The organism is Sphingopyxis sp. sgz302558 (assembly GCF_057220455.1).
This window is the reverse complement of sequence record NZ_JBXPUZ010000006.1, coordinates 1-12,240: the sequence shown is the minus strand read 5'-3', so window position 1 is coordinate 12,240 and position 12,240 is coordinate 1. Positions and strand designations below refer to the sequence as shown.

The window sequence follows — 12,240 nt, the reverse complement described above, 5'->3', positions numbered from 1 at the left end:
TGTGTCTGAGTGCGACCACAGGGCTGCTCCTGCGGGGACGAGCACAGGCGCTGCCGTGTCAGTCCATGCGAAACCGATCTGCGCGGGCTACCAGATCGGTGATGTGATCGGCGGCATGAACGGTCAGCGGATGCTGCGTATGACCTGGCCGAGGAGTAATGAGGGCGGCCATATCGCGGGCCATCAGGCGCTGCTGTTCTGATCCCTCGGCCAGGACAGCGATCATCAGGTTTTCAAGCGCAATGACCCGAATACGCAGATGGACTAGCTCGGTGTTGGTCAGTTCATGACTTGCGGCCACCACGTCTGGTCCGAGAGCCGCGATTGCCCCACCTTCATTGTCCCACCGCGAAAGCGCAAGCCGCCAGATCTCTGCTTCTGTCGGCTGCGGTGGGGGCAGGGGCATCATCGTCACACCTTCTCGAACAGTTTGACCAATTCAGTGAAATTGGCGCTTTGATCGGCTCCATTGCCAGACGCGATAGCCTCGGAAACCCGGCACGCGCCATAATCGTACAGGATTGAGGCACCAACCCCAGCATTCGGCGGCCCGCCTAGGCCGCCGAATGCCTGATCCAGGATCAGCCGGGCTGGGCGAGGATCCTTACACAGCGCTCATGGCTCAGGTTCATCGGGTTCATCCCTCTGCCCTTCATTTCACCATGATCATGAGGACTCTTTAGCCCCATATGCTCCTCCATCTTCGCGCAGCTCGCGCGTTCCTCGGCGGTCGCCATGCGCGAACCGGTAGTAGCGCACCCAGCTAGCAATACCGGAAAAGCTAGTGACAATAAAATCATAGTTTTCATGGTGAAGGCTCCTTTTCTACTGATGTCCGTTTCAAGAAAAACATCATCGCTTAATCGGAACGACTTTGAGGGCTATACGCCATATTTACATTGATACACATCAAGATGTGACGATAGGTTTGGAAAATACCTACCTCACACAGCAGTCGCCGACCCATTCAAGGCCTGATTGCGAATGCGTTCCAGCGATCGGTAGCCAATCCCTCTGCAATGCTTGCGGCATGGGTTCGACCTCAATGCAATCCGTACCGCGATGGCTGAGATTTTAGGCGTGAACGGCGTTCATGACCTGCATCTGTGGTCGGTGGCTTGTGACGTTGCCAGCCTGACAGAGCACGTTGCGATTGGTGGCGGGGAGGATGCGGAACCGGTGCGGCGCGCCATAACAGATCTGCTGCAAGCGCACTTCGCGATCCCTCACGTCACTGTCCAGGCCGAGTCCGTACCGTGTGATGACGAGACGGCGTTGCATCGATGAATTTGCGATCTCAACTCTAAGTCATCATCCACACTGCCATCGCGATCATCATTAGATTTTCCGTCAATGAGACGAAGCCCAGCGGCACATTGCTGTCACCGCCGACGCAGGCGCATTTGAGTTCGCGCCGGTCGATATAGACTGCTTTGAACACCGAGATCGCCCCGATCGTGCCGATAAACAGTGCCACAGGTATCGAAAGCCAATGCAATTGGCCCGAGATCATCAGCACACCGGCAAGCCCCTCGGCGAATGGATAGATGGTCGCATAAGGCACCCAGCGCTTTGCCAGCAGGTCGTAATTGAGGAACATCGTCGCGAACTTGTCGACATTCTGGAGTTTGAGCAGTGCCAACACGCACATGCTGAAGGCAACAAACCACTCCGCAACGCGAATGCTAAGGGCCGTACCATCGACTGCGATGCCAGCTGCCATCGCCATCGCTGCGGTCATGGCGAAGAGCGCGATTATCGGGCGGTAGCTGGTCGCATTGGGATCGGGGACCTTGATCCCGAAAAATCGCCGCAGGTCATCATGCCCACCGATCCGCTCGCCATCGATGAAGGTCTGAGGAGTTGTAGCAACGCCGTGCTCGGCCTTGAACGCGTCAGTCTGTTCGCGCGTGGTAAGGTGTCGATCATCGACCTTGTAGCCGCGCGTTTCGAGCAGATGCTTGGATTTAAGGCCATAGGGGCAGGTGTGGTTGGGCATGACCATGCGGTGGAGCACCGCGGTTTTGGCGGGTGAGGGCATTGGTGATTTCCTTTGAATCGCTGCAATGCAGCCCATATAGGTTCCGTACCACGGTACGGGATCAAGGGTGAAAATGAAAATCGGTGAATTTGCCCGTGCAGGCGGGGTCAATGTCGAGACGATCCGCTATTACCAGCGACGCGGATTGCTGGCGCAGCCTGTGCGTCATGAGGGGCCACGCCGTTACACGCGCAGCGACCTCGGCCGTTTGCAATCGATCCGTTCAGCGCAGACCGCCGGGTTCACACTGGACGAGATTGCTACGCTGCTCGCTCTGGATGCTGGCGACCGGACAGCTGCGCAGGATCTGGCGCGCGTTCGGATCGCGGCGCTTGATGCCAAAATCGCCACCTTGCAAACCATGCGGGGAGCCCTCGTCAGGCTCGCCGATGACTGCGCGTCGGAGCAATCCGGACCCTGTCCCATAATCAATGCTTTCAGCTTTGAGCAGGAAAATGAAGGAGAGAAGAAGGCAACATGAGGGGTTTTTGCCGCGCCCGCGTATATCATGCGGAAGGAGCTTCATGATGGATCTCGACGAAAATCTCGCCCGATTGGCCAGACTTCCTGTGCCGGACCTTTCCGGCATTGATGGTGGGAGGCTGGCTTTGCGCGCGCAAGGCGAGGTCAGGCAGACTCGGGCGATGCTCGGCTTAGGGCTCGTGGTGTCGCTTGGGATGGGGGTCATGGGCGGGCTACGGGTGCCGGAGCGCGCTGAAGTGCCCCTTGCGGCCTTCGGACCTTCGGCTTCGCTTACTCCTCTGATTGCACTGGGTCAGGAATGAACCTTCGTCGAATTGCCTTGGCTGCGGGGTTGATCATTGCGCTTGCGCTGGTCGGGGTGTGGCTCGGACGGATGCTTCAACCTGCACCGCATCATGGGGGGGCAGAACTCCACGCCTTGATCCATGGCGAGCTCGACCTGGACCCGGCGCAGGAACGTGAATTGACCTCCCTAGAGCGTCAATTTGCTGCACGGCGCCAGGCGCTTGAAGACCGGCTCAGGCGCAGCAACATGCTGCTTGGCAAAGCCATTGCTGCGGAACATGAATACGGCCCACGCGTTTCTGCAGCCGTGGAAGATACGCATGATGCGATGGGGGATCTCCAGAAGGCGACGCTCGAGCATGTCTTTGCGATGCGCGCCATTCTCCGCCCCGATCAACAAACGCGGTTCGATGCGGTGGTCAGTAAGAGCCTCGCTGCTCAGCCGCAGTGACCCCTGACAATCTGGATGCGGCGCTCATACGCGGAGCACGGGCTGGCGATAGCGGCGCGCAACGTGCACTGGTCGAACGCTACCGTGAGACCGTATACCGGCTTGCGCGAACAGCGACGGGCGATTCCGAGGAAGCCTTCGACATCGCGCAGGAGGCGTTCGTCGCCGCGTTTGGCGCGCTGAGCCGCTACGACCCCGAGCGATCGTTCAAGGCTTGGATCAGCGCCATCACGCTCAACAAATGCCGAGACTGGGCCCGTCGCCGAGCTGTCCGGCGGTTTATCGGCCTGCCGATGCCGGAACAGGCCGCGGACTGGATTGCTGATGATGCGCCCTCAGCCGAAGCACTAGCCGCAGATCGCGCTGAGCTCGCTGCGGCCGCCCGCGCGATCGCCAAGCTACCGGCTAGCCTAAAAGATGTGTTGATCCTGTGCACGGTTGAAGGGCTGAGCCAGCAGGAGGCCGCAATGACGCTGGGCATCAGCCTCAAGGCAGTCGAGACGCGGCTTTACCGTGCGCGTCAAAAATTATTGGATATTTTGAGGGATAGCTCAGACGCGCGCGTATAGAAGTGTATGAACAGTCCTCACCTCACTCGACGTCACCTCATCGCCGCACTTGGCGCGGCATCTGCTTTCGCCACTACGCCGGCTTGGGCACAGGGACACAGCGTGCACCGCGGCGGCACCCACGGGAAAGGTGGGCCACGCATCCCTGCTGGTTTTGGCGAACTGAGCGGCGACGTGATCGACCTTACCGTGGGGAGCGGTCATCGCATTATCGAAGGCCGCCGCGGTCCCGGCATCGCGGTGAACGGAAGTGTTCCTGGCCCTCTAATTCGCCTGCGCGAGGGGCAGAATGTGCGCTTTAATGTGACCAACAACCTCGGCGAGGACACCTCGATCCACTGGCATGGCCTTTTGTTGCCGTTCCAGATGGACGGGGTACCAGGCATCAGCTTTCCTGGGATCAAGCCGGGCCAGACCTTCACTTACGAGTTTCCCGTGCGTCAGGCGGGCACCTATTGGTATCATAGCCACTCAGGACTGCAGGAGCAGTCCGGGCATTATGGCCCGCTGATTATCGATCCTGCAGGCGCGGAACCGGTCCAGTATGACCGCGACTATATTCTGCTGGTGAGCGACTTCACCGTGCTCGACCCGCATTTCATCATGCAGCGGCTGCGCACCGGCGAAGGCTATTTCAATCGGCAGCAAACCAGCTGGACCGACGATTACGACTTGTCATCAGAAGATCGGCGGATGTGGGCCGAAATGCGGATGATGCCGACGGACATCATGGATATCGGCGCGCCGACCTACACGTTCCTCGCCAATGGCCGCGGACCGACCGAGGGGTTGGAATATCTGTTCCGAGCCGGAGAACGTGTGCGGCTGCGCATCATCAATGGATCGGCGCAGAGCTTCTTCAATGTCCGCATCCCCGGCCTGCCGATGACCATCATCGCCGCCGATGGCCAGAATGTGCGCCCGGTCGAAGTCGACGAGTTCCAGATCGGCACTGCCGAAATCTACGACGTCATTATTACACCAGGCAGCGACGAGGCCTATGCCGTGGTGGCAGAGTCCATGGACCGCTCCGGGATGGCGTTGGCGATGCTGGCAAGCCGTCCCGGTGCGCGCGCAACCGTGCCAGCGCTGCGCGATCCGCCGCTGCTGACCATGGGTGACATGGGGATGGATCACGGCTCGGGCGGCATGGACCATGGCGCGATGGACCAGGTCGCGCCCGCCGATGCTGCCGCAGCGGGCGGTACAGCCGGCGCGGCTATGGACGCGACGGATCATGTAGCGATGGGCCATGGCCAATCAGCGGCTCCAGCAGAATCCGCCGATGGCGGTATGGCAGGTATGGCGATGGGCGGCATGAGTATGGATGGTATGAATATGCGTGACACCACGCTGCTGCCGCCTGACGTTGCGATCGGTCCGGGGATCGACATGGTGTCGATGGCGCCGATCGATAAAATGGGCGATCCGGGGCTTGGCCTGCGTGATGTGCCGCACCGGGTGCTCAATTACCGGATGCTGACTGCGCTCGAACCCAATCGTGACACCCGCGAGCCGTCGCGGCTTCTTGAGCTCCACCTCACTGGCAATATGGAGCGCTACATGTGGTCGTTCGACGGGCGGATGTATTCCGCCGTCAGCGATGTGCCGATCCGTTTTGCGTGGAACGAGCGGGTGCGGGTGAAGCTGGTCAACAATACGATGATGGCGCACCCCATCCATTTGCACGGCATGTTCTTCGAACTGGTCAACGGTGAAAGTGCCGCGCATCAGCCCCGCAAGAATGTCGTGATTGTGCAACCTGGTGCTAGCGCGCAATTTGATCTGACCGCTAATGAGCCGGGCGACTGGGCATTCCACTGCCACCTTATGTATCACATGCATGGCGGGATGATGCAGACCGTGACCGTGGTCGGTCCGGGTGGTGGCGCGTGAGCGTGCGGCCGGTCTTTTATGCGGCATTGCTAGGCAGCGCGGTGATTGCTACGCCAGCAGCGGCACGGCATCAGGGCCATGCAATGCCAATGCCTGCCCCGGCACCTGCGCCGAGCCCTACTCCTGGGCCGACGACTCCTCCCGCCGATCCCCACGCCGGGCACATCATGCCCGCTGCGCCGATAACGCCAGCGCCTGCACCTACTGATCCGCATGCCGGTCACACGATGCCTGCAACACCGACAGCTCCGCCGGTTGACCCTCATGCCGGGCATGCCATGCCAGCGATGCCCGCATCTGATCCAGCAGATCCGATGGCGGATATGGATCATAGCACCATGGATCACGGCATGATGGACGACGCTGCGTCGGCATCGCCTGGACCTGACATGGAAACCCCGCCGCCACCTGAGGCTGGAAGCGGTCCACCGCGCGCCGCTGATGCCATTTGGGGTGCCGACGCGATGCGAGCGTCGCGCGAGGATCTGCAACGAACCCACGGCGATTTCCCGGTCTTCTGGTTTCAGGGCGACCGGTTCGAAACACAAGTGCGCGACGGCGCAGACGGCTACCTGTGGGACTTGCAAGGTTATTATGGCGGGCCGACGAGCCGGTTCTGGTTCAAGAGCGAGGGCGAAGGCACGTTCGGCGAAAAAGTCGAAGATGCCGAGGTTCAGGCACTCTACGCACGTGCCATTGCTCCCTTTTGGGATCTGCAGGCGGGTGTGCGGCAAGACCTCGGCGGACCTGACACCACGCATGCAGTGATCGGCGTGCAAGGGCTTTCGCCCTACCAGTTCGAAGTCGATGCCGCATTATTCCTGTCCCAGCGCGGCGATCTGACCGCGCGGATCGAGGGCGAGGTTGACCAGCGCATCACGCAGCGTCTGATCCTGCAACCGCGCGCCGAAGTGAATCTGTCTGCACAAGACATTCCGCTCTTGGGCGTTGGAGCCGGGATCGACACGATCGAGGCTGGTTTCCGGCTGCGCTATGAATTCGTCCGCGAGTTTGCCCCCTATATCGGCATTGAACAAAGCTGGAGGGTCGGTGGCAGCGCCGACTACGCCCGCGCGCGCGGCGAGGATCCCAGCGTCACCAACTTTCTCGTCGGCATCCGTTTCTGGTTTTAAAGTAAAGGAATATCCCATGAAATTTGCTTCTGTTCTTGCCGCAATCGCAATGGTTGCCGCTCCGCTTGCAGCTCCGTCCGTTGCGCTTGCTCACACCAAGGTCGTCGCATCAACACCGGCGGAGGGAACGACTGTTGGCAGCGCGCGCATGGTCACGCTGACATTCAGTGAAGCACTGCTTCCGCCCACGGCGGCGGCAAGCATCGTCATGACCGCGATGCCGGGCATGGCAAACCACGGCGAAATGGCCATCCGCAACTTCACCACTGCCTGGGCCAACGGCAATAAGACCATGACGCTCAACCTGAAAAAGCCGCTGGCCAAAGGTACCTATGAGGTTCGCTGGCAAGCTGCGGGGGCTGACGGCCATCGCATGACAGGTAAAGTCAGCTTCATCATCGGCTGATATGGAAATGGGTGAGCTAACCGAACAGGTTCTGCGGTTTGCGCATTATGCGTTGCTGCTCGGCCTGTTCGGTTGGACGGCATTTCGATTGGTGAGCCTTCGCCGACTGGATTGGGTGTCGAAAGATGAGGGGAAGGTTGCTCTCATTTTCGTGGCGATTTGTGCGCCATTGGTGTCGTTCGCGCTGATGCTGGTGTCGATCGCAGCGATGATGGGCGCTCCGATTGCTTCGCTCGACTGGCCTATGATCGAGGTGATGATCGTTGGCACTGATATGGGCATGGCGTTTCTGATACGTCTTGCGTTGCTGCTTATCGGCCTTGGCGCGCTGCTGGCAAGCCGAGCAGGTAGGCCAACTTCTTTGATCGCGGCCATGTCCTTCGCTGGCGCATTGCTGACGCTCAGCTGGAGCGGCCATGCGGCTGCGACTGAAGGCGGATTGGGCTTGTTCCACCGCATGAACAATGGCGTTCATCTGCTGGCGACCAGCCTGTGGCTGGGTGCCATTAGCTGGTTCCTGTTCCTTACACTTAAAGCGCATCGGCAGCGCGATCTCATCCCTGCCTTTTCGCTCCTTCGCGTGATGTACGCGTTCGCGCCGCTTGGCGTCGGCCTGGTCGCCGCTGCTGCACTGACGGGCATGATCAACGCGCAGTTGATTTTTGGACTGGAAAACGGCGCGGCGGTTTTGACCACACCTTATGGCGTCTTGCTGGTCGCCAAAGTCACGTTGGTTGGCATTATGCTGGCGTTCGGCGCGCGCAACGCCTCGATCGGACGACGAGGGGTTCTGGACCAATGCCGCGAGAGTTCTGAGCCCTTAGTCGCTTTGTCGCGACTTCGCAGAAGCCTGGCAGGCGAGTTGATGTTGGCGGTCGGCGTGATCTGTCTGGTCGCAGTGCTGGGCATGATGTCTCCGATGATGATGTAACCAAGAAACTGATCGAGAGAGGAAGAGGCTATGATCGAGGGTAAAATGATACAGCTGGCAGCGCGACGTGCTGCGTATCTCGTTGGCATTTCAGCGATCGGACTAAGTCTGACGGCCGCGCATCCGGGGCCGCATGACGCGCCGCGAACGCCCACTTCGGCAAATCCGGGAGCGCCGGTCGATGCGGCAACACCGGTCGGCACCGTTATGGCCTTCCACGCAGCACTTGCCAGCGGCGATACGGACGCCGCGCTGACACACCTGGCTGAAGACGTTATGATTTTCGAATCTGGCGGCGTTGAGAATAGCCGCGCCGAATATGCGAGCCATCATCTGGAGGCCGACGCCGCCTTCAGCGCCGCGGTGCCTCGAACCCTGATCAGCCGGACGCATGGAATGGAAGGTGATACGGCCTGGGTCATGAGTGTCGAAACGGTGACCGGAACGTACCGCACGCGTGCGATCAACAGCAGGTCAGTCGAGACGATGATGCTCCGGCAGGTGAATGGGCAATGGCGTATCGTGCACATTCACTGGTCGTCGGCCGACCTATCCTGAACTGATCTTCGCTTCAGATCTGGCAGGAAGTATGAGGTCTCAACCAAGATGATCCATCGTTGAACAATACGTGCGAAGACCAAAAATACGCGCCTCAAGCAGCCGCCATCTCGCTCGCTCGTCCTTGAAGACATTGGAAAAATTTGGATGATCCTGACAAATGGTGATAATGCGGCCGGGGAGAAGATGATAAAGGTCGCGTAGCCTATGATCGAAGTGCGTCAGCTCAGATTTGCCGTCGCTACAGCCGATGCCCAGAATTTTTCACGCGCCGCCGAAGCAATGCGCATCAAGCAGTCGACGTTGAGCAGACGAATAGCCGCCTTGGAGGCGCGCCTCGGGATCAAGCTCTTTGAACGCAGCACGCGCGGCGCAATACCGACCGAGCAAGGCAAGGCGTTCCTAAGTGTTGCCCGGCGCATTCTTACCGACATCGACAATCTTCAGACGACAGCCCGTGCTGTCAGCTATGGCGAGGAAGGCAGGATCGCAGTCGGGTTTTCTGCGTCCCTGATGGCCGGCAACATGCGTGCGACCATTGGCGAATACATGCGGCGTCACCCCGACATTCAGTTTGACGGGATCGAGGCCGATCCCGAGCGCATGCTCAGCGATCTGAAGGCCCGGATCATTGACGTCGCGCTGATGCCGTCGGACGCGCACGACGCCGGCATCTCGCGGCGCTCGGCATGGTCGGAGCGGTTGCTTGTCGCATTGCCGAAAGACCATCAACTGGCCAAGTCAGACCGGCTTCACTGGAGCGATTTGCGCCGCCAGGTCTTTGTATTGCCCAGCCAGGGCGTGGGCCCTGCGATGGCACGTATTCTAAAGCGTCGATTGTCGGATCAGGGCTATCGTGCGCACCTGATCATGCAGGACACGAGCCTCGAGAGTGTCCTGAGCACGGTCCCGTTCGGCCGGTATATCACGCTTGCCACCGAGGCCTCTATCGGTGTGCAATGGCCGGAACTGACCTTTTTGGAGATTATCGACCAAGGCGGCCATGCGCGGCTCGACTATGCCTTCTACTGGCGGGAGGATAACGACAATCCCGCGCTGAAGCGGTTCTTCGAATTGGTCAGCGAACGCTACCCGACCTGACCCGAGCGTCGCAATCTGGCGAAGGACCGGTCGGTCGCGATGAAGCGCTCGATCATTGGCGGGATGAGCCGCTCGGGTGTTGGAGCATCTTTGGTATCGCCGCCGTTGATCGCCATGCCATAGGCAAGCAACTCGCGGTGGAGGCGGGACGAGAGCTCGACCGTTATTTTGACCGGCTTTTCGTCGGCCAGATCGGACAATTTCAATCGGGTCATCACCCGCCTCCCAAGATCAGGTCACGCGTCACCAGCACGCGCACGGGAAACCCCGGACGGATCGTCAGCGTCGGCCGCACGTCGAGCTCGCGGCTGACCACCTGTTCGCCCGCGCGGCCGATGCTGTCCTGAGAGCCGCGGCGCAGCGCGCGGGTAAGATTGTCGTCATTGCCAGCGCCAAGCTCGCCGCCAACACCCAGCAAGGTCGAGACCAGCGCCGCGCGCAGAACGCCGCCCCAGTGAAAGTCCACCCCGTCCTGCAGCCCGGCAAAGCCGGACGGGTCGCCGCCGGGTTGGCGTTCGAGCACAATCGACCGGCCATCGGGCAGGATCAGGCGGTTCCATGCGAGTTGGACCCGGCGCTGGCCGAAGGACACGTCGGCATTATAGTCGCCGATCAGTCGTGACCCCTGGGGGATAAGCAGATTGCGCCCCGTGACGCTGTCATAGACAGGTTCGGTGACCTGCGCGGTGACCTGACCAGGAAGATCGGAGCGGATCCCAGTGATCAATGCCGCAGGGATGATGCTGCCTGCCTGCAGGACATGTGTTCCTGCGGGCGGCTCGATCCGGCTCGCAGATACCGTCCGGCGCTCGGCGGGGCGGTCGGAAAAGGCGGGACGCTGAGCCTCTGCTGCAAGCTGCGGCACTGTGGCCGCACCGCTTGAGTCAGCAACTTCCGATCCGTCGCCGACAGCAGCTGCCCCCGCACCGCCACCAAAGAACAGGCCGCTTTCGCGCGCCGCGCTGCGTTCCTGCAGCAAGCGCTGTCGCTCCGTCTCGGCTGCCGTTTGCGCAGGCGTTGGCGCAGGGCCAGTGGGCGGCGCAGCGCCTATTGGCGGAAGCTCGGCAACATCCCCGCGCTGTTGTGCCGCCAGGATCGGCGCGCCGAGATCACCGGGCAGGGGCGGGCCCAGCTTGGGGACATCACCATAGTCGCGAGGGGCATCGGCCAATGCATCGGGCCGCGCCGCGCCTTCGGTGTTGAGCAGCTCCTCGCGCTCGGCCTGGCTCGCGGGCTGCAGGGCATAGATCAGCGCACCGCCGACAAGGGCAAAGCCGCAAGCCGACGCGATGCCGATGGCCTTGCGCGACAGCCGCATGACGCGCGGCGGATCGCCGCGCAGCTTGACCGCCTCTTCTGGCGTTGGAGCAGCTTCGTCGCTCATGACGGCGTCCTCCGGCGTTCCTTGCGGATCTCGACGCGCTGCTGCGAGCGGCGGTCGCCAAGGCGCAGCTCGGCGCGTTCGAGCAGCCGGTCGACGATCATGAAGCGGCCTGACACGCGGTAGTTGAGGAGCTCAGCCTGATTGCCTTCGCCAAGCCCGAACAGCGGCGGCATCTGACCTTGCGCAACGCTTTCGGGAAATTCGATAAAGGTCTGCCGCCCGTCATCGAACACGCGCACCGGTCGCCAAGAGGGCCGATCACCCGAGAGGCGATAGGCAAAATTGAGCGCCTCGACCGGAATATTGGCAGCAATTGGTGCCGCGCGCGTCTCGGCTTCCTGCGCCTGCTGCAAGGCGATCAGCTCGTCCTGCGGATAGGCCCAGGAGACCGACGCCATGTAGACCGACGGATTGGCGCGCAGCTCGATATGATAGGTGCGCCGGTCGGTATTGATGACAAGGTTGGTGGTGATGTCCGAGCGGACAGGCTTTACCAGAATGTGGACCCGCGCAGTGGCTCCGCGTCCGCTCACCGTGTCACCGATCAGCCAGCGCACGGTATCACCAGCAGCGACAGGTCCGGCTCCAACCAACTGCTCGCCTTCCTGCAGCGCAATGTCGGTCACCTGTCCCGGCGCGGCATAGACCTGATAGAGCGCTCCAGGCGCCCAGGCGTAGTTCTGGATCGCGTTGATGAACTGCTCGCCCTCGGGCTGCACGCGCGCGGCGGCGTTTGCCGCTCCCACCCGATCCCGGGGCAAGGATGGGGGAGAGCGGCGCGCGGCGCGGGAGGGGGCTCGCCGCGGTTCGGATTGCATCTGAATTGTCGCAGTGGTCCCCGCATCGACGACCACTGGCGCCGGCTCTAAGGCGACCACTTGAGCTGAAGCCGGACAGGCGGTTGTTCCAAACAGGATGGGCAAGAGGGTCACCGCAAGGCGACCGGGAATGGGCGAGATCATGAGCCAAGTTCCTTTGACCAGTTGATGGCATTGACGAAGA

General features: G+C 61.1%; 17 protein-coding genes. 11 read left to right on the top strand and 6 right to left on the bottom strand.

Going from position 1 to position 12,240, the window contains the following annotated elements:
- Positions 1 to 58: 58 nt before the first annotated feature.
- Both AC2TC0_RS14820 and AC2TC0_RS14815 read right to left on the bottom strand, forming a co-directional pair.
- A complete protein-coding gene (locus tag AC2TC0_RS14820; RefSeq protein ID WP_484718262.1) occupies positions 59 to 409 on the bottom strand; it encodes a hypothetical protein in 351 nt (116 codons plus the stop codon).
- A 172-nt stretch (positions 410 to 581) separates the two neighbouring features.
- Positions 582 to 809, bottom strand: coding sequence for a hypothetical protein (locus AC2TC0_RS14815; RefSeq protein WP_484718261.1), 228 nt, complete (start codon positions 807 to 809; stop codon positions 582 to 584).
- Between the two features lie 214 nt (positions 810 to 1,023).
- Between AC2TC0_RS14815 and AC2TC0_RS14810 the strand changes: the two genes are divergently transcribed.
- Positions 1,024 to 1,287, top strand: coding sequence for a cation transporter dimerization domain-containing protein (locus AC2TC0_RS14810; RefSeq protein ID WP_484718260.1), 264 nt, complete (start codon positions 1,024 to 1,026; stop codon positions 1,285 to 1,287).
- Between the two features lie 16 nt (positions 1,288 to 1,303).
- On the opposite strand, the gene AC2TC0_RS14805 is transcribed toward AC2TC0_RS14810, so the two are convergent.
- Positions 1,304 to 2,041 (bottom strand): MauE/DoxX family redox-associated membrane protein, encoded by a 738-nt coding sequence (locus AC2TC0_RS14805; RefSeq protein WP_484718259.1) that lies wholly within the window; start codon positions 2,039 to 2,041, stop codon positions 1,304 to 1,306.
- A gap of 73 nt (positions 2,042 to 2,114) precedes the next feature.
- On the opposite strand from AC2TC0_RS14805, the gene AC2TC0_RS14800 reads away from it, so the two are divergent.
- From AC2TC0_RS14800 to AC2TC0_RS14755, 10 genes are all read left to right on the top strand, one after another.
- Positions 2,115 to 2,522: a MerR family transcriptional regulator gene (locus AC2TC0_RS14800; protein ID WP_484718258.1), complete on the top strand. Its 408-nt coding sequence runs from the start codon at positions 2,115 to 2,117 to the stop codon at positions 2,520 to 2,522.
- Between the two features lie 43 nt (positions 2,523 to 2,565).
- Positions 2,566 to 2,826, top strand: coding sequence for a hypothetical protein (locus tag AC2TC0_RS14795; protein WP_484718257.1), 261 nt, complete (start codon positions 2,566 to 2,568; stop codon positions 2,824 to 2,826).
- A gap of 29 nt (positions 2,827 to 2,855) precedes the next feature.
- Positions 2,856 to 3,260: a periplasmic heavy metal sensor gene (locus AC2TC0_RS14790; RefSeq protein WP_484718256.1), complete on the top strand. Its 405-nt coding sequence runs from the start codon at positions 2,856 to 2,858 to the stop codon at positions 3,258 to 3,260.
- Positions 3,257 to 3,829, top strand: a complete 573-nt coding sequence (locus AC2TC0_RS14785; RefSeq protein WP_484718255.1) for an RNA polymerase sigma factor — start codon at positions 3,257 to 3,259, stop codon at positions 3,827 to 3,829. Before AC2TC0_RS14790 ends, AC2TC0_RS14785 begins: the two co-directional genes overlap by 4 nt.
- 6 nt (positions 3,830 to 3,835) lie before the next feature.
- On the top strand, positions 3,836 to 5,725 hold the full coding sequence (locus AC2TC0_RS14780; protein WP_484718254.1) for a copper resistance system multicopper oxidase: 1,890 nt from the start codon (positions 3,836 to 3,838) through the stop codon (positions 5,723 to 5,725).
- Positions 5,726 to 5,952: 227 nt separating this feature from the next.
- Positions 5,953 to 6,858, top strand: a complete 906-nt coding sequence (locus AC2TC0_RS14775) for a copper resistance protein B (RefSeq protein ID WP_484718308.1) — start codon at positions 5,953 to 5,955, stop codon at positions 6,856 to 6,858.
- Positions 6,859 to 6,907: 49 nt separating this feature from the next.
- Positions 6,908 to 7,264, top strand: coding sequence for a copper resistance protein CopC (locus AC2TC0_RS14770; RefSeq protein ID WP_484718253.1), 357 nt, complete (start codon positions 6,908 to 6,910; stop codon positions 7,262 to 7,264).
- A 52-nt stretch (positions 7,265 to 7,316) separates the two neighbouring features.
- Positions 7,317 to 8,195 (top strand): CopD family protein, encoded by an 879-nt coding sequence (locus AC2TC0_RS14765; protein WP_484718252.1) that lies wholly within the window; start codon positions 7,317 to 7,319, stop codon positions 8,193 to 8,195.
- A gap of 30 nt (positions 8,196 to 8,225) precedes the next feature.
- Positions 8,226 to 8,753, top strand: a complete 528-nt coding sequence (locus AC2TC0_RS14760) for a YybH family protein (protein ID WP_484718251.1) — start codon at positions 8,226 to 8,228, stop codon at positions 8,751 to 8,753.
- Between the two features lie 207 nt (positions 8,754 to 8,960).
- Complete coding sequence (locus AC2TC0_RS14755; RefSeq protein WP_484718250.1) at positions 8,961 to 9,854, top strand: LysR family transcriptional regulator; 894 nt, start codon at positions 8,961 to 8,963, stop codon at positions 9,852 to 9,854.
- Here AC2TC0_RS14755 and AC2TC0_RS14750 read toward each other — a convergent pair.
- From AC2TC0_RS14750 to trbG, 3 genes are read right to left on the bottom strand one after another with little or no spacing between them, the layout of a single operon-like run.
- Complete coding sequence (locus tag AC2TC0_RS14750; protein WP_484718249.1) at positions 9,842 to 10,069, bottom strand: DUF2274 domain-containing protein; 228 nt, start codon at positions 10,067 to 10,069, stop codon at positions 9,842 to 9,844. The two genes, AC2TC0_RS14755 and AC2TC0_RS14750, sit on opposite strands and share 13 nt — an antisense overlap.
- Positions 10,069 to 11,238, bottom strand: coding sequence for a TraB/TrbI/VirB10 family type IV secretion system protein (locus tag AC2TC0_RS14745; RefSeq protein ID WP_484718248.1), 1,170 nt, complete (start codon positions 11,236 to 11,238; stop codon positions 10,069 to 10,071). The genes AC2TC0_RS14750 and AC2TC0_RS14745 overlap by 1 nt, the downstream gene beginning before the upstream one ends.
- Positions 11,235 to 12,200 carry a P-type conjugative transfer protein TrbG gene (gene trbG / locus AC2TC0_RS14740; protein WP_484718247.1) on the bottom strand — a complete coding sequence of 322 codons (966 nt, stop codon included), beginning with the start codon at positions 12,198 to 12,200 and terminating at the stop codon, positions 11,235 to 11,237. Before trbG ends, AC2TC0_RS14745 begins: the two co-directional genes overlap by 4 nt.
- Positions 12,201 to 12,240 lie beyond the last annotated feature (40 nt).

Excerpts from the sequence above, each read along its gene's own strand:
- AC2TC0_RS14820 (WP_484718262.1), bottom strand. The coding sequence starts at position 409 with ATGATGCCCCTGCCCCCACCGCAGCCGACAGAAGCAGAGATCTGGCGG.
- AC2TC0_RS14805 (WP_484718259.1), bottom strand. The coding sequence starts at position 2,041 with ATGCCCTCACCCGCCAAAACCGCGGTGCTCCACCGCATGGTCATGCCC.
- AC2TC0_RS14745 (WP_484718248.1), bottom strand. The coding sequence starts at position 11,238 with ATGAGCGACGAAGCTGCTCCAACGCCAGAAGAGGCGGTCAAGCTGCGC.
- AC2TC0_RS14815 (WP_484718261.1), bottom strand. The coding sequence starts at position 809 with ATGAAAACTATGATTTTATTGTCACTAGCTTTTCCGGTATTGCTAGCT.
- AC2TC0_RS14750 (WP_484718249.1), bottom strand. The coding sequence starts at position 10,069 with ATGACCCGATTGAAATTGTCCGATCTGGCCGACGAAAAGCCGGTCAAA.
- AC2TC0_RS14800 (WP_484718258.1), top strand. The coding sequence starts at position 2,115 with ATGAAAATCGGTGAATTTGCCCGTGCAGGCGGGGTCAATGTCGAGACG.
- AC2TC0_RS14770 (WP_484718253.1), top strand. The coding sequence starts at position 6,908 with ATGGTTGCCGCTCCGCTTGCAGCTCCGTCCGTTGCGCTTGCTCACACC.
- AC2TC0_RS14795 (WP_484718257.1), top strand. The coding sequence starts at position 2,566 with ATGATGGATCTCGACGAAAATCTCGCCCGATTGGCCAGACTTCCTGTG.
- AC2TC0_RS14775 (WP_484718308.1), top strand. The coding sequence starts at position 5,953 with ATGCCTGCAACACCGACAGCTCCGCCGGTTGACCCTCATGCCGGGCAT.
- AC2TC0_RS14755 (WP_484718250.1), top strand. The coding sequence starts at position 8,961 with ATGATCGAAGTGCGTCAGCTCAGATTTGCCGTCGCTACAGCCGATGCC.
- trbG (WP_484718247.1), bottom strand. The coding sequence starts at position 12,200 with ATGATCTCGCCCATTCCCGGTCGCCTTGCGGTGACCCTCTTGCCCATC.
- AC2TC0_RS14760 (WP_484718251.1), top strand. The coding sequence starts at position 8,226 with ATGATCGAGGGTAAAATGATACAGCTGGCAGCGCGACGTGCTGCGTAT.
- AC2TC0_RS14780 (WP_484718254.1), top strand. The coding sequence starts at position 3,836 with ATGAACAGTCCTCACCTCACTCGACGTCACCTCATCGCCGCACTTGGC.